Origin of the sequence: Paenisporosarcina indica, assembly GCF_001939075.1 — a bacterium.
Taxonomy (GTDB): Bacteria; Bacillota; Bacilli; order Bacillales_A; family Planococcaceae; genus Paenisporosarcina; species Paenisporosarcina indica.
In genome coordinates this window covers 451,713-469,988 of sequence record NZ_MPTA01000002.1, presented here as the reverse complement: position 1 = coordinate 469,988, position 18,276 = coordinate 451,713, and the positions used below count along the sequence as shown (strand labels likewise).

Annotated in this window: 19 protein-coding genes; 11 read left to right on the top strand and 8 right to left on the bottom strand. The window is 38.6% G+C overall.

Features of this window, described 5'->3' with window-relative positions; all coding sequences use genetic code 11:
* Window positions 1-62 precede the first annotated feature (62 nt).
* From GY23_RS07740 to GY23_RS07700, 9 genes are all read left to right on the top strand, one after another.
* Window positions 63-1,514, top strand: coding sequence for a circularly permuted type 2 ATP-grasp protein (locus tag GY23_RS07740; RefSeq protein WP_139311088.1), 1,452 nt, complete (start codon window positions 63-65; stop codon window positions 1,512-1,514).
* Window positions 1,508-3,403 carry an alpha-E domain-containing protein gene (locus GY23_RS07735; protein WP_075618644.1) on the top strand — a complete coding sequence of 632 codons (1,896 nt, stop codon included), beginning with the start codon at window positions 1,508-1,510 and terminating at the stop codon, window positions 3,401-3,403. The genes GY23_RS07740 and GY23_RS07735 overlap by 7 nt, the downstream gene beginning before the upstream one ends.
* A 112-nt stretch (window positions 3,404-3,515) precedes the next feature.
* On the top strand, window positions 3,516-3,848 hold the full coding sequence (gene ytxJ / locus GY23_RS07730; protein ID WP_075618643.1) for a bacillithiol system redox-active protein YtxJ: 333 nt from the start codon (window positions 3,516-3,518) through the stop codon (window positions 3,846-3,848).
* Window positions 3,849-4,197: 349 nt separating this feature from the next.
* Window positions 4,198-5,013 (top strand): STAS domain-containing protein, encoded by an 816-nt coding sequence (locus tag GY23_RS07725; protein WP_161487585.1) that lies wholly within the window; start codon window positions 4,198-4,200, stop codon window positions 5,011-5,013.
* 17 nt (window positions 5,014-5,030) lie between these two features.
* Window positions 5,031-5,543: a GNAT family N-acetyltransferase gene (locus GY23_RS07720; RefSeq protein ID WP_075618641.1), complete on the top strand. Its 513-nt coding sequence runs from the start codon at window positions 5,031-5,033 to the stop codon at window positions 5,541-5,543.
* Window positions 5,544-5,637: 94 nt separating this feature from the next.
* Window positions 5,638-6,012 (top strand): nucleotide excision repair endonuclease, encoded by a 375-nt coding sequence (locus GY23_RS07715; protein WP_075618640.1) that lies wholly within the window; start codon window positions 5,638-5,640, stop codon window positions 6,010-6,012.
* A gap of 457 nt (window positions 6,013-6,469) precedes the next feature.
* Window positions 6,470-7,519, top strand: coding sequence for a F0F1 ATP synthase subunit beta (locus GY23_RS07710; protein ID WP_075618639.1), 1,050 nt, complete (start codon window positions 6,470-6,472; stop codon window positions 7,517-7,519).
* Between the two features lie 182 nt (window positions 7,520-7,701).
* Window positions 7,702-8,151, top strand: a complete 450-nt coding sequence (locus GY23_RS07705; RefSeq protein ID WP_075618638.1) for a GNAT family N-acetyltransferase — start codon at window positions 7,702-7,704, stop codon at window positions 8,149-8,151.
* A 73-nt stretch (window positions 8,152-8,224) separates the two neighbouring features.
* Window positions 8,225-8,629, top strand: a complete 405-nt coding sequence (locus GY23_RS07700; protein ID WP_245827626.1) for a VOC family protein — start codon at window positions 8,225-8,227, stop codon at window positions 8,627-8,629.
* A gap of 36 nt (window positions 8,630-8,665) precedes the next feature.
* Here the strand turns inward: GY23_RS07700 and GY23_RS07695 are convergent, their stop codons facing one another.
* From GY23_RS07695 to GY23_RS07660, 8 genes are all read right to left on the bottom strand, one after another.
* Window positions 8,666-8,965, bottom strand: coding sequence for a hypothetical protein (locus tag GY23_RS07695; protein WP_075618636.1), 300 nt, complete (start codon window positions 8,963-8,965; stop codon window positions 8,666-8,668).
* Between the two features lie 142 nt (window positions 8,966-9,107).
* Complete coding sequence (locus GY23_RS07690; protein ID WP_075618635.1) at window positions 9,108-9,860, bottom strand: hypothetical protein; 753 nt, start codon at window positions 9,858-9,860, stop codon at window positions 9,108-9,110.
* A 2-nt stretch (window positions 9,861-9,862) separates the two neighbouring features.
* A complete protein-coding gene (locus GY23_RS07685) occupies window positions 9,863-10,393 on the bottom strand; it encodes an RNA polymerase sigma factor (protein ID WP_075618634.1) in 531 nt (176 codons plus the stop codon).
* Window positions 10,394-10,681: 288 nt separating this feature from the next.
* Window positions 10,682-12,007, bottom strand: a complete 1,326-nt coding sequence (locus tag GY23_RS07680) for an aspartate aminotransferase family protein (RefSeq protein ID WP_075618633.1) — start codon at window positions 12,005-12,007, stop codon at window positions 10,682-10,684.
* 57 nt (window positions 12,008-12,064) lie between these two features.
* On the bottom strand, window positions 12,065-12,916 hold the full coding sequence (locus GY23_RS07675) for an ABC transporter ATP-binding protein (RefSeq protein WP_245827607.1): 852 nt from the start codon (window positions 12,914-12,916) through the stop codon (window positions 12,065-12,067).
* Window positions 12,906-13,703, bottom strand: a complete 798-nt coding sequence (locus GY23_RS07670; RefSeq protein WP_075618632.1) for an ABC transporter permease — start codon at window positions 13,701-13,703, stop codon at window positions 12,906-12,908. Before GY23_RS07670 ends, GY23_RS07675 begins: the two co-directional genes overlap by 11 nt.
* A gap of 113 nt (window positions 13,704-13,816) precedes the next feature.
* Window positions 13,817-14,806 (bottom strand): ABC transporter substrate-binding protein, encoded by a 990-nt coding sequence (locus GY23_RS07665; protein ID WP_075618631.1) that lies wholly within the window; start codon window positions 14,804-14,806, stop codon window positions 13,817-13,819.
* 145 nt (window positions 14,807-14,951) lie between these two features.
* Window positions 14,952-16,292 carry a sigma 54-interacting transcriptional regulator gene (locus GY23_RS07660; RefSeq protein WP_075618630.1) on the bottom strand — a complete coding sequence of 447 codons (1,341 nt, stop codon included), beginning with the start codon at window positions 16,290-16,292 and terminating at the stop codon, window positions 14,952-14,954.
* A gap of 203 nt (window positions 16,293-16,495) precedes the next feature.
* Here GY23_RS07660 and GY23_RS07655 point away from each other — a divergent pair, with 203 nt between their 5' ends.
* Both GY23_RS07655 and GY23_RS18720 read left to right on the top strand, forming a co-directional pair.
* Window positions 16,496-17,194 carry a class I SAM-dependent methyltransferase gene (locus GY23_RS07655; protein ID WP_084544060.1) on the top strand — a complete coding sequence of 233 codons (699 nt, stop codon included), beginning with the start codon at window positions 16,496-16,498 and terminating at the stop codon, window positions 17,192-17,194.
* A 66-nt stretch (window positions 17,195-17,260) separates the two neighbouring features.
* On the top strand, window positions 17,261-17,431 hold the full coding sequence (locus GY23_RS18720; protein WP_245827606.1) for a hypothetical protein: 171 nt from the start codon (window positions 17,261-17,263) through the stop codon (window positions 17,429-17,431).
* Window positions 17,432-18,276: the final 845 nt, after the last annotated feature.

Genomic DNA, 18,276 nt, shown 5'->3' with positions numbered 1-18,276 from the left:
AGTATTACTAATATATTTATATTTTTAAATATTCTAACATTTTTTATAGAGAGGGTGTTGACATGTTTAATACGTATACTGTAAAACCATTTTTTGATGAGATGTTAAAAGCAACTGGGAAACCGAAAGACCATTATCAAAAGTTTTACGAAATGCTCCATACATTTTCTGCGGATGAACTGAAAGAAAAACATGAAACCGCCCAACTCTCTTTTTTGAGACAAGGAATTACCTTTACGATCTACCATAATAATATAGGTGCCGAACGCACAATGCCGTTTGATTTTGTTCCAATCATCATACCTCCAGGGGACTGGGAAACAATCGAAAAAGGAATGGTACAACGTTCGGAAGCACTTAATTGTTTTTTACATGATGTATATAATGATCAACAAATCATGAAAGACGGCATTATTCCAAAAGCATTAGTTGAAGACAATCCTTATTATTACGCGAATCAAGTTCAGGGCATTAAAATCCCTTTAAATAATCATATATTTTTGGCTGGAATCGATTTAATTCGAGATGAAAATGGCAAATACTTAGTACTGGAGGACAATTTGCGCAATCCTTCTGGCATGTCTTATGTCTATCAAAATCGATACGTCATGCGTCAAGTGTATCCAGAGTTTTTTGCTAAACACTCTGTTCAAACGTTGGAACACCAAATGACCTATTTATATGAAGCAATTATGGACCATGCACCAATTGGAGTGGACAATCCCAGTGCGGTTTTGTTAACACCGGGCATGTTTAATTCTGCCTATTATGATCATGTATTCTTGGCACAACAAATGGGTCTCCAATTAGTCGAAGGCCGTGACCTAATCGTTGTAAAAGACATTGTTTATATGAAAACGATTCGTGGACTTGAAAAGGTAGATATCATCTATCGCCGAATTGACGACGACTATTTAGATCCAAAAGCATTCCGAGACGATTCCACCCTCGGAGTTTCAGGTTTACTGGAAGCTTATCGAAAAGGGAATGTGGCGATATTAAACGGGATCGGCAATGGTGTAGCAGACGATAAAGCGATGTATGTATACGTACCAGATATGATTCGCTACTATTTAAAGGAAGAACCAATCATTGATAACGTGAAAACGTATCGATTGGAAGATCGCAGTCAACGAGAATGGGTGTTAGATCATTTACATGAGTTGGTCATAAAAAATGTAGGGGCTTCTGGTGGGTACGACATGCTGGTAGGACCGCATGCAAGCTCAAAAGAAATCGAGGAATTCCGTCAGAAAATTTTAGTGACACCTCATCAATACATTGCACAACCAACGATTAAATTATCTAGAGCACCTGCCTATCAGGGCGAAGAGTTTTATCCATGTCATGTAGATTTACGCGTGTTTGTTATTAGAGGTGCAGAAACGCATGTTTTCCCTGGAGGCTTATCGCGTGTCGCACTTAAAAAAGGTTCGCTCGTTGTGAATTCTTCACAAGGTGGCGGAGGTAAAGATACATGGGTCATGAAATCGGGAGGGTTAAGCTCATGTTAAGTCGTGTCGCAGATTCACTGTATTGGATGTCAAGAAATTTTGAAAGAGCTGAGCAAAATGCTCGGATCCTCGATGTGCATTTAACTCAAATGGTGGAAACCTCGAGTGATGAGCTATTATCTGATGATCAGTGGAAGTTGATATTTGAAATATGTTCAACTGAGCAAGAACTAAATCACCTGAAATTACAACCAAATATTCAAGAGGAAGACTATATTTTACACTTGGCCTTTGGGGAAACTAACACAAGTTCCGTTTTTAACTGTGTTTGCATCGCTAGAGAAAATGCACGAGTCAGTCGTGACCATATTCCAAATGAATTATTTGAAGTATGGAATGATATCTATTTATTTGCAAAAGACGCAGAACGAGAACCGTTTTCCATTCAAAATATACGAACGTTTTTACGCAAAATAAAAAGGACTTCATTAACAGCGCAAGGAATCATCGAGTCTGCCATGTCGCGTGGCGTTGCTTACCGCATGATTAAAATTGGGAAATGGTTGGAGCGTGCAGAAAAAACCGCACGCGTACTCAATGTCGTATGTGAACATACGCCGAATACCGAGCTTGCCTATAAAGGGGAAGACTATTACGCTTGGTTGTCCGCCCTTCGTATGTTAAATGGCTATGAAGCCTATCTAAAAGTAAACCGTCCGAAGATGGATCCGAAGACCATTTTGACATTTTTGATTACTGATGAATCGTTTCCTCGATCGATTCATTACAATATGAATCATGTGAGAGCGGCAATCGACATCCTGGAAAGTGCAAAGGTTGCCGATTATTCAGCGGAACTTTATTTTCCACTTGAAAAGTTAAGAAATGATTTTAATGAAATGTCTATTCAGGAATTGAACGCCGATGACATGCTAGCCTTTTTAAATCGATTCCAAAATCAATGTAATGAAATCGGACAAATTTTCTCGAAAACCTATTATTTAATCGAACCGACTAGTATGAAGCAACGACAAACTCAAGTTCAAGTTGCTGATTTTTCACAACAGATAGCGATCGATAAATCAAAATCATCGTCCATGAAATATAGAATCGAACATATCAATATTTTCGATTACGATACATGGGTTGATCAAAGCATGAACTCGATCAGGTTAAAACCACGAACAGACGAGTGTCAGCGATTGCTGTCATATCGAACGGATATTACGCCTGTTTCTCTGACAAAAGAGCATGTGGACATTTGGGGCAATAGTGTGGAAACCTTTTTTATTGCCGATCATCATAAGCATTTAGAGGTGAAATCAACATCAGTGGTCAGCATTCAGAAGAGTCCATGGGTTCATCGAATTGATTATTCACCAGAAATGCACGCAATTTTTCATTCGGATTTATTCAAAAGTCACTATTTAGCTTATTTAAGCAATACAGGCTACACATATTTAACACCTGAGCAAATCAATATTGTCAATGCGGAAATTGGCGACATAGCCAACCCTGTACAATATTCCATCAATGTAATGGGGTATTTATTTAATCGGTTTAAATATGATGGATTCTCAACGAATGTTTCAACAAAGGCTCAAGAATCGTTTGATTTGAAAAAAGGGGTATGCCAAGACATCTCACATGTAATGCTTGGAATTTTACGTGCCCATCACATTCCAGCAAGATACATCAGCGGCTATTTGTATGTTGGAGAAAATTCCGCATTAGTTGGAGATGCAGCGAGCCATGCATGGGTGGAAGTGATGGTTCCGGGTATTGGATGGGTAGGACTGGATCCTACAAATAACGTTGAAGCACTAGAGAATCACATTCGTGTTGGCGTAGGTCGTGATTATGGGGATGTCAGTCCCGTGCAAGGAATCTATCGCGGTGGTAGCCATAAATTAGATGTGAAAGTATCCGTAAGTTTAATCGATCAATAAGAGGAGCTTCGGCGAATGAAAGGTCGAGGCAAAACTTAATAAGACAACATACATGCGAAACTCATCAATATTCGAGATAATAGTAAAAATACCTAGAAAAGGATGATGAATTATGACGAATTATAAAGAAATCACCACAATACCCGAGTGGGAAAACGTACTTCAACAATCGAAAGATAAGCCAGTCTTGGTCTTTAAACATAGTACGACATGTCCAATAAGTGCTGCTGCATACAGTGAATTCACAGCGTTAGAAACAAACGTTGATGCGTATTTAGTGAAAGTCATCGAAAGCCGTCCTGTATCAAACGAAATTGAAAGCAATTTAAGTATTCAACACCAATCACCTCAAGCATTCGTTATTTCAAATGAACACGCAGTATGGAATGCTTCACATCGAAATATTACACAAGACAATATAACCAAAGCATTGTCAGAAGTGTAATCATAAACTAATCAGAAGTCCGTTCTATTGAGAAACATAGAACGGACTTTTTTGCTAAGTTAAAGAAGGCTATTGAGGTTGGGTATGAAACGAAATAGTGCATTTGCGACTAGCACATCTTTTCTGCGACGAACTTGCGCAGGAGCGTCAAGAATGGAGCCAACAAGTATGCAGTTTTCATACTTGTTGGCTTATACGGAACCGGCGGTCAGCGCAAATGTAGTTAATATTATGTTAGCTTACTCAGCTTTTCGGAATTGAAAAATTCAGTATTCGTCAAGTCCGCAATTATATAGTAAAATTCTTTTATATGTTGTTTGTACTATATTTAGGTAAGGAAGTGTTGAACTTGGACGAAATACTAAAAGTGGGTCAGTATTTAATCGATCATGCTGAAGAAATTATAAGTGAAATGATGGAAATAACCCTTAAAAACGTTGAATACGAAGTAACAGATGAAATGATTGAGCAATCGATGAAATTAAATATCGCCTATTTAATTCTGATAGCTGAATCGTTTAACGAAAGTGATGAAAAAGCTGCAGAAGCACTAATTGCATGGAGCAAAAAGAACGGTGAACAACAAGCTTCTATGCTAGGTCGATTGACTACATTGATTAAACCCTATGCAAATCAACGATTAATGTATATACAGCAAATTACAAAAATCTCCATGTCCTATGGATTATCCACTGAAAATGTGGTCAAGATCAATAATAGAATAAGCTACCTATTGGATGTGAGTATGACTGAAACAATTTTCGCTTACGAAGCATACCGCAATGAATTAATGACAGAACGTCAAAAAGAAATTAACGAATTGTCAGCACCTATCGTACCAATCCAACGTGGTATAGCGGTATTACCATTGATTGGTGCTATTGATTATGAACGGGTTCAACATTTACTTAATAATGTGTTGCCAACGATTCCTGAACTTGAAGTGGAACATTTAATCATCGATTTCTCAGGTATATTGACAATTGATTCTGAGGTAGCTCAACATATATTCATGGTCCACAATGTTCTACAATTACTAGGCATTCACGTGATGTTCACTGGAATACGTCCGAACTTATCCATGGCAGTTGTACAAGCCGGGATTGACTTCACTTCATTCAATACGTTCGCTAGCGTCAAACAAGCGATTGAAAGCGTTGATTAGAGATAGGGGTAAGAGCTATGTTGAAATTAGTTAAACCAACTATTGAGTTACAACCAGCATATTTGTCATTCTATGAAGAATGGAAAGCAACCGAAGAAGACTTGATTCCTTGGGTAATCGGGAAAGATCCCAGTGATTTCCTAGCGATGGTTCAGTCATTACTAGATTCGGAAAAAGGAATTGACCTACAACCTGGTTGGGTTCCAGATTCAACCTTCTGGCTTGTGAATGATGAATTCCGTATCCTTGGAGTGGTCAATATTCGTCATACTTTGACCGAGCATTTAAGAAATGCTGGGGGACATATCGGATACGGCATCCGACCATCAGAACGGCAAAAAGGTTACGCAACAGAGTTATTAAGGTTATCCTTAGAAAAAACAAAAGAGCTTGGAATTGAGCGAGCATTAGTAGTATGTGATGCCATTAACATTGGTTCAGAAAAAACCATACGCAATAATGGTGGAGTTGCAGATGAAGATTTTATTGAAGACAACGGAAATGTGATTAAACGATATTGGATTGGCTAAAACTTTATCAGAAAGTAACAGGTAACTAACAGATAGATTTTTAAGTCGAATTGTGATAGCATTACACTCTAAAGAAGTGAGGACGTGAACGAATATGATTAAAATTGAAATGCCAAAACCAGACATAACGATTGTTCAACGTGAACAAGATCGTTCAAACGACGAGCCTGAGATTCCATCAATTTATGGCTTTATCGACTTTCATCAAATTGCACGCGACAAAGGCGGTATCATTATGTTCTTCAACAAAGAAGAAGAGCTTTTGTTCGTAGGGAAAGCACGTAAAGTAAGACAACGTGTTAAAAAACATTTCGAAGACAATGTGTCTCCACTAAAAGATCATCGCGATGAAGTAACGAAAATCAAGATTTGCTACGTGGAAGATGCAATGGAACGCGAAATTTATGAAACGTATGCAATTAATAAGTTGTCTGCAAAATATAACGTAGACAAAAAATATGTATTTTGAATAAGTAAAAGCTGTCCTTTAGAGGATGGCTTTTTTTTGTGTGATTTTATTAGAGAAATAAAAAGGCTTTTCTAGATAAGTATCGTTTTTATCTCGGTAGACTGAGTCAAATCGATTATGTAACAATGACACCCCAATAGGAACTTTGAGCGGGACCAAAATATAGAAAGCTGTGGGAGGTCGAAATTTCATCTTCGACCGATTGTTCTTTAAAGGAAGAGACGATTCTTTCGTGACCGAAATCATAAATACTATGCCTACACAGGATGGAAGGGGGAGACGGACAAATAACAGCCACAAGATTAAATAGGTGTACAAAGCACCAATGAATCCTACATACGTCAGTGAAAAGTAACGAATTATTTTGTAGCGTAAATAATTTACGTTTTAAAGTAATGAATTGTTGCATTTAAGAGTAAAATAAATTACTATTAAAAGTAACAAAGGGGGATGGAAAATGGATGATATTCGATTGAACGTCGCTTTACTCAGAAGAAAAGTACCGAACTTAACGACTGCAGCTAAATCAATAGGGATTCGACCCGCAACAGTCTCAAACTTATGCACCGGTAAAATTGATTTGGGGAAAGCGGAAGTTCGTACCTTAGTCGGTCTCGCAACACTTGCTAATTGTTCTGTAGATGAATTAATTATTCGAGGGGAGAAAATCAGTATGATCGAGACGCAAATTAAAACATTGGATTTCTTTGCACCACTTGTAAAAGGTGGAACGACTGGAATAGTAGCTCGACCAGGAATGGGGCAAGTGGTGATTCTAGCTGAATTGCTACATCGATTTAAAGAAAGTGACTACACGACCGTGTTTTTACTACCTGCAAAAGAGCATCCAGTACTTGAAGGCACCACTGAATTAGCTGATTTGGTAACGACAACCACGGATGAGACGTTCCAAAAGTTAGCTTCTCTTAATGGGGATGTAATCTTCATAACAGACAAGAGTTATATCGTGTCTGGCGAACTCTTTGATTTGCAAGAAAAGTTAGTGGCAGAACGCATACAAAACATTACCACCATTCTTGTGGATCTCTCAGGTGAAGTGGTTGATGAAGAGATGCCGTATGGTCCACTTGAAACATTATGGCAATTGGACGCAGACTTGGCGGCTAGACATCAGTACCCAGCTGTTCATCCGATTTATTCCACTTCTTCGATTATCGAAGGGGGAGACTTGGATCAACGTCATTTTAATCTGAGACAACGTGCACAAAAGTTACTTCGACGATATCGTGAGTTACGTTCAGTAGTGTCAGTACATGGCCTAGACAAAATCCCTATCACTGAGTTGGAAACATATGAAAGAGGTGAGCGACTGGAGGCCTACTTTACACAACCATTATTCGTTGCAGAATCTGTCACGGGACAACAAGGAAAAACAGTTTCAATGTCACAAACACTTCAAGATGTAGACAGTATCATGGAGGGGAAAGCAGACCGTTTTTCAGTGGACGAGTTGAGATACATTGGGAGTCTGGAGATCGTAATTTAACATTTACCTAACACGAAAGACGAATATTTTTATGTGTAGAGACTTCAGTTTATGCTGAAGTCTTTTTGAATTAATTGAATTATGAATAAATATTTCACATAAAATAGAGGAGATAATTGATAAGTATCGAAATAGGGTAGAGAAGAGATGACAATCAAGACTGACTAAGAGGAGGAACTCTGATGACGTTTAAAGTTCAACGAATTGAAGATTTGAAGAAAGTCGACGTATCGCAGTTGGTAGCTGAAAGCGAAGAGGAAGGATATCGCTTTTTAACTCGTTTAGTACATGATTATGAGGATGGGTCGAATACATTCAATCAAGATGGGGAAGCCCTTTTCGGTGTGTGGGAAGGGTCTGATAAATTAGTGGCCATTGGTGGCATCAATAAAAATCCTTATACTGATAATAAAGATGAAGCTCGCTTAAGGAGATTCTATACACTTGGGGATGCACGGAGAAAAGGTGTTGGGTCTCAATTGTTATCGGAACTGGTGAACCATGCAAAAGGGAGCTTCAAAAAAATTACGTGTCGAACTGAGTCAGCGAAAGCAGACAAGTTCTACCGGGCAAATGGTTTTGAAGAAACGCATGATACTCCGGATACTACGCATGTGATGGTATTAGGATAATAATAAAATAAAATGAGGATTCGCAAAGAAAAGCGGATCCTCGTTTATTTAAGGAGTGTTGATATTGGCACGAGTGACAGGAATTGGTGGAGTATTTTTCAAGAGCGAGGACCCGATTAAGTTACGTAAGTGGTATGAAGAGATATTAGGAATTCAAGCAGACGAATATGGCAAAACATTTCTATGGAATAGTACCGAACCCCCAAATGTGGGGAGTACGGTGTGGGCACCTTTCAAACAACAAACCACCTATTTCGAACCTTCCCAAAAACAATTCATGATTAATTTTCGCGTAGACAATCTTCATGAATTAGTCAAAGAGCTTCAAGAAAAGGGGGAAGAAATTTTAGCACCTATTATAGAAGAAAGTTATGGGAAGTTTGCACATATTGTGGATCCCGAAGGTAATAAAGTTGAACTGTGGGAACCTGTTGATCATGTAATGAATGATTTGGTAAACGAAGAAGTCTCAAAATGAAAACACTAGAGAATGCACTATGAAGTGTGCATTTCTCTAGCGTTTTTTTGATTTGATGGCAAGATAAATCCGAATGCCTGCGATGAGGACTAATGTCACAGAACAAGTCCACACAAAAAACAAGGAGAGAACAAGATTGATATTGACCCCAATTGCTGGGTGGAATTTGGGAAATATAAGCGTATAAAAGAAAGGTCCACTGATTCCAATGAGTAGAAGGATCGCAACAAGCCATCTCCATTTAGATAATATCGTACTAGAAAAAAGAATGATTCCAATTATCAGAGGGATAATTGCTGCTAATATTTGGATCATCGTGTTAATGGGATCTGTCATGTGAAAAACTCCTTTCCTTTTCACATACTATGATTGAATCTATGTTGATATAACCTCTTGGGAGAAAGTATTTTAGTTAGAGAGATTTGCATACAAAAAAGGGAACGGAAAATATCCGTTCCTCTCTTTTCATTTCAACATATTACTCGACTATTTCAAATGTTTCTAGCATACGGTGGAACCTAGCACCATGACCTTCTGCAGCTTCAAGGAAATAGTATTCCGTAATGATGAAACTGCCTTCTTTGCCATTGCTGATGACATAAGCATGGACCACTACACTATCTGCCTGATTCCCATTAATCCCGTGCAACAAATAACCAGTAACTGGTTCAGTAACTGCTTCAATGGCTCTTAATTCAGGGAAATCTTTCTTCAAATCAGTTTCATATTGCTCAACAAGCACTTCTGGTTTCACATTCGGCACTTGTTTGATTTCCATTGTTACATCTGGGTACTTCTCAGGAAGTGGATCTTTCGTCGTGATGACATCCGATTCTTCGCCTTTGATCATTTTGTAACGCTCTTCATCGATATAGATTACGTACTCCGAGTTCGTTCCTTCGTTTAAATTAACTTTCGTTTCTTCATCCTGGCCTTCTATGCTTTGGATTACTTCTTTTTCTCGGACAAACATATCCTTGATCCCTTTCACAAACGCCTCTCCTGTATCGGTTTTTAAGCTGAATGCAATGACTACCCCAGCAGCCACTGTAAGTATGAGTGGAATTACTCGATTTCTTTTTTTCATTTTTCTCACGTCTCCTCTAGCGTGTTCTTCTTCGCTGAACAATTCATTTTCTAACGCATTCCAAATTTCATCTTTCATGCCAAGACTATCTTTTTCTGTTCGAGCATGAAGGTCTTTTTTTGCTTTTTTATCAATATTACTCATGTTTATGCATCCTCCTTTTCGGATGGAACCAACTGTTCTTGCAGTCGTTTCCTTCCTTTGAATAATCTGGACTTTACCGTGTTTTGATTAAGGCCAAGAATTTCGGCTATCTCTTTTTCACTGAAACCCTTTACGTATTTTAGTATGAGCGGGATGCGGTGTGCGTCATCGAGCGACTGAATCATATCGTATAAATCAGAAAGACTGTCGAAAGATTCCTCTGCCAAGGAAGGTTCATTCTCCAAGTTGTGATGTTCGTACTTGGAGTAGGGGGAATCCTTCTTCAGTAACCTCATGCATTCATTTGTCAAAATCCTGTAAAACCATGGATCAAATGGTAGATCCGGGTTATAGCTCTCTATTTGTCGGTACACACGGATAAACGTTTCCTGTACAGCATCTTTTGCCATTTCACGATTGCGTGTTATTGCAGACGCCGTACGAATTGCAGAATCGGCATACGCATCATAAAAATGACGAAATGCATCCTTGTCACCGGATTGAATTTTTATTAGCCATTCATTTTTCTCCAATCAAGTCTCACACCTTCCTGAACAACTGTGAATTTGTTGCTCTTACTATAATTACCCTCAGTATGGCTGAAAAGTTTTCGGTGGTAATAAAATTATTTTAAAATTTCAGCATGCAATGTTTCTTGAAATCAATTTTCACGCTAATACTATACTTACCTTTAGAGTGGAGGGAAAGTTTTCAATGGTAAAAATAAATATGAGGCATCAGGTTACGACTGGCACTTTTAAGGAATATGTAAAAAGAGACCGACTCAATTGAGTCAGTCCCTTTTGCGTCATTTATAGAGTTTAGATTACTTCAAGACTTACAAATGTTGATTCGTACTCCATTAATGCTTCATCGAGTAAGTGTAAGCCCTCGTCAATTTGTTCCTTAGTGACGATTAACGGTGGTATCATTCTGATTACTTCACCGTGATTTCCACATAGATAGAATAGAACTCCTTTTTTTAATGCGATATCAAGAATTTTCAGTAATCCTTCTCCGTTAGGTTCTCCGGTTCTAGGGTCAATGATTTCAATTCCAATCATTAATCCGACAGCACGAATGCTACCAATCACACGATGTCGTTCTTTCATACGTTCAAGTTGCTCCACTGCGTAACTACCCATCACTCTAGTGTTGTTAAGGAGATTTTCTTCTTTCATTACTTCCAGTGTAGCCAGTGCGACGGAACAGGCGATGGGGTTCCCACCAAACGTTGTACCGTGGCTTCCAAGTGGCCATTGTTTCATTAATGCACTGGACGCAACGGTAGCACTAAGAGGGAGACCTGATGCGATTCCTTTTGCAATTGCCATAATGTCAGGGGTCACATCGAATGTTTGTGCTGCAAACCATTCACCTGTACGCCCAAATCCAGTTTGTACTTCATCAAATATCAGTAAAATTTGATGACGGTCACAAATTTCGCGAACTTTTTTCAACCAGCCTTTTGGTGGAACAACATATCCACCTTCTCCAAGGACAGGCTCTACTATTACACAGGCCACTTCTTCAGGTGTTACTTGGTGGCTAAACAATGAAGCAAAGTCCTTTTCTAATTTTTCGATTACATATGTTTCAGGATCGGAACCTGAGGGGCATTCTTTAACATTTGCATAAGGGATTTGATATGTCAGACCTGATGGTTGCATGAATTTACGGTACTTGCTTTTTGAAGTGGTGACACTTAACGCGCCCAATGAACGTCCGTGGAAACAACCTGTAAATGAAATCACATACGGTCGTTTCGTTACGTACTTAGCAAGTTTAAGGGCACCTTCCACCGCTTCTGTTCCACTATTGGCGAAGAAAAAGCAATCTAAATCACCCGGCATGATTTCAGCAAGCTCATCCGCTAGTCGTAAAATGGATTCATACATAATTACTCCAGAAGGACCATGCATCAAACCATCTGCTGCGTCTTTAATCGCTTGAACGACTTTCGGGTGGCGATGCCCGACATTCGTGACTGCAATACCGGACGTGAAATCAAGATATTTCTGGCCATCGACTCCGAAGTAATAACAGCCTTCCTCTTTTACAACGGGTAGATTCGGATGATCCTTTGCCATACTCGGAGCTAACCGATTCGGCATGTTTTTCACAAGATGATCCCATTTCTTTTCCATTCAATTGACCTCCATGATCGTATTGCCAAACTTTAAAAATAACTGACAGGGAAGGGGCTATTTTATTGATTTCAAACTTTCTTCCCGTATTAAAGACAATAATTCTTCTTTATAATTCCCGAATTCTACCGAGCTTTTCATACTGAATTCTCTAGGACGATCCAGTGTAATCGGAATCTTTTTCTTTAACCGACCAGGTCGTGCTGTCATCACATAAACTGAATCTGCCAAAAAGATGGATTCATCTACATCGTGCGTTATAAATAAAATTGTCTTTTTGGACTCTTCCCATGCTTTTAGCAAGACTTCTTGCATGATGGTTCTTGTTTGGGCATCTAGTGCTCCAAAAGGTTCATCCATTAATAAAATCTTCGGGTCATTTGCCAATGCACGCGCAATGGCAACGCGTTGTTTCATACCACCAGACAACTGAATGGGGTAATGCTTTTCAAAGCCTTCCAGACCGATCAGTTGCAAATAGTGCCTTGCCAGATCATCGCGTTCTTTTTGAGAAACACCTTTTAGCTTTAAGCCGAATGTAATATTCTCTTTCACAGTCAACCATGGATATAAAGTGTAGGACTGAAATACCATGCCGCGATCAGGTCCTGGGCCGTTAATTTCTTGCCCATCCAGGAGGACTTGACCCGAGTTTGATTCTTCCAAGCCTGCTACAATACGTAAAATGGTTGATTTGCCACAACCAGAAGGTCCTAGAATGGTTACAAACTCTCCATCTTCCACAGTAAATGAAGTTTTTTCGAGTGCAGTTGTTTCACCCGACTTCGTTTTGAATATTTTTCCTACATCTTTAATTTCCAACTTTGGTCTGATGATTTTAGGAACAATCTTTTCTTGACTATCCAATGCATGAACTTCCATTTTCGGTGCGACCATCTTAATAACCATCCTTTCTCATCCAAGAAAACGAAGCGCGGTAAATTGATTTGAACAAGATATCTGTGATCAATCCAAGCAAGCCGATTATTAAAATCCCCACGATGATTTTCTCTGGTTGTAGGAAACGCGAAGCTTGCATGATCATATAGCCCAATCCGCTGGAAGCTCCGACAATTTCCGCTACCACTAAATAAGTCCAAGCCCATCCAAACGTAATACGCAAAGTATCAACGATTCCCGGTAACGACGCCGGCAAAATAACTTTTGTGAAAACTTGGAAATTTTTAGCTCCTAAAGTATAAGAAACATCAATCAAATCGTTTTGCACATTCTTGGTAACATCCATCACCATAAGAGTTAACTGGAAAAACGTCCCCAAGAAAATAACAGCCATTTTTTCTGTCTCGCCAAGACCTATCCATAAAATTAATAAAGGTATAAATGCTGAAGCTGGCATATAGCGAATAAAACCAATTAAGGGCTCAAAAGCACCTTCCATAATTCGCAAAGATCCCATTAAAATTCCTAAAGGTATTCCAATGAATGCTGCAACAAGAAACCCAGTGAGAACCCGCGAAAAACTGATGCCGATATCAGAAAGGATCTCGCCACTTTTAAATAACTCTATTGCTGCGGCTAATACTGCCGTAGGTGTAGGTAAGAAGAGAGGATTAACAAAACCACCATAGCTAAGAAGCGACCATATCCCAAGAACAACAATAAACGTAACGAATCCAGCCGATGTATAAATCATTTTTGATATTTCTTTATTCGGAGTAAACCATTTCGTTTCCATTAAAACCCTCCATCCATGCCACTTTTTTGAAAAGTACCGTCAAAATTTACCATGGTGGCATACGTTGACGGTACATCCAGTGCAAATCTCATACCTTTTTTAAAAGTTCTGTGCTACTTCAAGAAACTTGAATTAATTACATCGTCTGCTTTCAAATCTTTTTCAAGCATTTTTTGGCCTTTGTAAAACTGAATCGCATTTTCGGTTGATTGATAAATTGAGCCTTTTTCGCTTTCAGTTCCAAATAGACTTTCGTTATCTTCTTTTGTAAAGAATTTCAAGCCGGTCACTGTTGCTTCAAATTCAGCTAGATCGATTTTTAGTCCTTTTGCCATGATTTCGTTCGCTTCTTTTTCGTTTTCTTTCCAGTAGGCCATTGCTTCACCCATCGCTTTTACAAAAGCTTTCACATCTTCGGGACGGTTTTTAATCACATCTTCTTTAAATGCGACGGTATCTACAATAATGCCTGGTAGGTCTTTTGTCGTTAATAATACTTTACCGTTCGCTTGTGCACCTTTAGTTAACCAAGGTTCCCATGTAACTGCAGCATCCACTTTTCCAGCAGCAAACGCTGCACCAGCATCCCCAGCTGACATTTGTACGACTGTTACATCATCTTCTGTCAATCCACCTTGTTCTAACACTGTCACTGCAAGCATCTGGCTTGTTGAACCTACCTCAAATGCTACTTTTTTTCCTTTTAAATCTTTCACTTCATTGATCCCATCTTTTACAAGGATTCCGTCACCACCATAAGAATCATCCAATAACCAAACCACTTGCACTGGGATATCTCCTCCTGCTAACGTCACTTGAACGTCCAATGCAGTTGCCATCCCATCAATTTTTCCGCCTGCTAATGCTGCTTTGCGTTCTCCCAATCCCTCAACAATCGAAAGTTCCACATCTACACCATTTTTTTCGAAAAAGCCTTTTTCTTTAGCTAAAAACAGAGGTCCATAACCAGTCCATGTCGGTAGCGTTACTTTCAACGGCTCCGATGATTTTCCATTTACAGGAATAGATCCTTCCTTTTTACCACAAGCGGTCAACGTAATCAGCAACATAAGCGAACATGCAATCAATAACCATTTCTTCATCCTAATTTCCCCCTATTTTTTCAACTGTTAATAGTGAATCTTATTCCTAAACTGATGATAAGGTAGAGCAAGTTATATACTCAAAAATTTTATGATTGCTTCAACGCCTCCTTTACATGTTGCCAGTCGTGTAATCAAGTTGTTGTTATTCAATGTCATTCTCTAAAGATGTACTGGAATATTTTTTCAACTTTCGAACGACAGAAGGTTGACTGATTCCTAATGCATGGGCCATTTCCGTCGTCGTCTTATAACGTTTTTGCGTATTCATTAACACTTTCTTCTCAACGAACTCCAAAATATGAGGTAACGTCTGCCCATCAAAATCAATACCAATTTGTTCTTCTTTTGAAGGTTGGTATTGCAAGGGCAAATCTTGAATGGTAATCATATTTGATTCACTTTCGATTACAATTCGTTCAAGTACATTTCTCAACTCTCTGAAATTACCTTTCCATTCAAGTTGCAGAAAGTGGTAATAAACCTCATTGGTTAATTTTTTCTGTACTTTATATTTTTCGTTTATGCCTTGTAAATAAAGAAAAATTGCTTTTTCAAGATCTTCTGGTCTGTCGCGTAAAGGCAATAACTGAATAGGTGCGATATGAAGTAAGTAGAATAAGTCATCCCGAAACCTATCTTGTTTGACTAGTTCATCTAATAGAGTTTCGCTGATTGCAATAATCCGGGTAGACGTTTGTTTGGTTAGAAGATTGAATAGGACGGCTTGAGAAGCGATTGACAGTTGGTCAATTTCTTTTAAAACGAGTGAGCCCTCCCTTGCTAGGGATAGGTAACCTTGAGAATTAGAATTCGGGTGACCAGTGAAAGCGATTTCAAACATTGCTTCAGGAATCGTACTGCAATTCACTTCAATAAAGGCACCATCACTATGATTGCTTTGTGAATGGATAAACTTCGCCAATGATGTTTTGCCAACACCACGTTCACCTTGAATGACAACTGGGGCATCGATACGTGCAATTTTAAGAGTCGTTTTTAACACACGCGCAGATGATGGGCTTTCCATGATTGAATCATCGATTTGAATATGTTGCTCTCTTAAGTGCGCAAGTTCTTCTTTAACTTTGGACATTTCTGTCTCTAGATCTTGCAAGTACTCTTTCATGACAATTAGTTCTGATAGCTCGTAGGAATAACTGATGACGTATTCTACTTCTCGCTGTTCATTGAAAAGTGGAATTCCTGTAATCAACACTTTTCGTCCAGAGGGTGTTGTTTGCACGGTCACAACTTTTTTCTTTTTCTCGACAACTTCTGGCGTAATGGCGGGTGAGAAAACCCCTTGTGATTCCAAATCAAAAACGGATTTGCCAAGTAGCTCGGATGGAGTCATTCCGTAATGTTCTCCACTTATTTGTGTAACTTTGATTATTTTGCCTTCACGAGTCGTAATAATGATATCCTCGTCATGCGTATCCATAATCTCTTCATCTGTATTGGGCAGTAAGAGCATAGAATCCATAAATGATCTCCTTTATTCAGTATTGTATAAGACTATACAATACTGAATAATCTAATTACAAGTAATATTTAAATTATTCTTATAATTTTTGGGTCTGAAGTAAAAAGGTATCTGAGAAAGTGCCATTCACCTCATGAATTGTAAGTTTTCTGAGTTTATTTCATAATGAAAGATAGCAAGCGAATTACGAAGGGGGAATAGCAGTGAAGGATGATTTAGAGTTTGATATGGAAATGGCAAGAGAATACGATAAAGGGATAAGACGCGCTTTGCCTACATACGACGCACTGTTCCGGATGGTGCAGTCCTTTTTACGTGCAAATGTGAAAGACTCAGCAAACGTATTGGTCGTGGGAGCGGGTGGCGGAAATGAAATCGTGACATTTGGTAAAGCAAATCCTGGCTGGACATTTTCTGGAGTGGATCCATCTGAAGATATGTTGGCAGTAGCGATTCAAAAAGCGAAAGAGGAAGGAATCGGAGAAGAACGAGTGTCCATTCATACAGGCACCATCGAACAAGTGGAGTTTAATGAAAAATTTGAAGCTGCAACTTGCTTACTTGTTCTTCATTTTGTTGAAACAGTCGAAGAAAAGCTAAGTTTATTAAAAACGGTGAAGGAAAACTTGGAGCCAGGTGCACCTTTCGCACTTGTTACCATGTTCGGTGACCAATCGAAACCTGAATTTGATGAACGCATGAACTTATGGAAATCGATTTGGCTAGACTTGACTGATTTAACCACGGAAGACGTAGAAGCTATGGAGGAATCCGTTCGTGGTCTGTCATTTATTTCCGCTGTTCAGATTGAAGAACTTTTAGAGCAAGCGGGATTTGAAAGAGTGTCACAATTCTTTTCTACGACTTTATTTGGTGGTTGGATCGCTCATACGAAAAAATAATCTTACGAGCGATTATAAGTACAAAATAATTAAGAAACGAATGGATATAAGAGATGGGGCTTTTCAATGCAATTATTTATTGAGAGTATGAATGAGCAAACAGCCCAAGACCTACACAACTGGAAATATGATAAACCATATGATTTTTACAATAATGAATGTGCAGATGAAGAGAAAAAGGAAAGGCTCGATGGTACGGTACATATTACGCACTTGTTGATGATGTTAAAGAATTAGTTGGATTTTTTTGCATTGGGAAACTGCTCAGTTTTGAATTTTGCTCATTTATTTTTCGTCATATTGAAGAAAAATATAAAGGGATTCCAATTCGATTAACGGTGGCGAAATTTAATTTGCGTGCTGTTCATCTATATGAAAAACTTGGTTTTGTTATGAAAAACGAATTTATCACTGGTTCTGGAAAATTTATCACCATGGTTAAGAAAGCAGTTTAGTTCAATATGAAAATGCAAGTATAGCAATGCACTTGAAAGGCGCCTACGCTCGTTCTGCTTAGGCATATGGATGATATCTAATTCAGAACGGTGTATACAAATAAAATGCGAGCCTTTCCTTTATAAATCGAGGAAAGGCTCGCTTAATTAGATTGATTAGTCTTTTTCAGTTCCTCCTTCGTTATGAGGTTTATGGAATAGATTGGGTGAGCGGGTAGAAACGCTTCGCGAACGGGTAGAACTGATCGTGAAAGGGTAGAAACGTCTCGCGAACGGGTAGAACTGGTCTTGAAAGGAAAGAAACGCCTCGCGAAAGGGTAGAAAACAAATCCCGCACTATTTTGTAACAGCAGCGTAGCGAAAACCAAACCAATTGGCCCCCCCTCTCTCATTAATTTCTTAAATGCCTCCCGACTTTTTGTTAAAACAAAAGGAAAAATAAAATAAGCGTAAACGTTAAGAAGATAAAAGTTGATGAAAGGGCTTTTGTCTTCTTTATACTATCCACTCTATCGAATTCTATCATCGGTCTTTTTTTCTTAATTAAATTATTTTTACTAACTATTCCGACAAAAATATGTGTTTATTTTTCTGAGCAAATAGTATGATAAAGACTACAAGATTTGA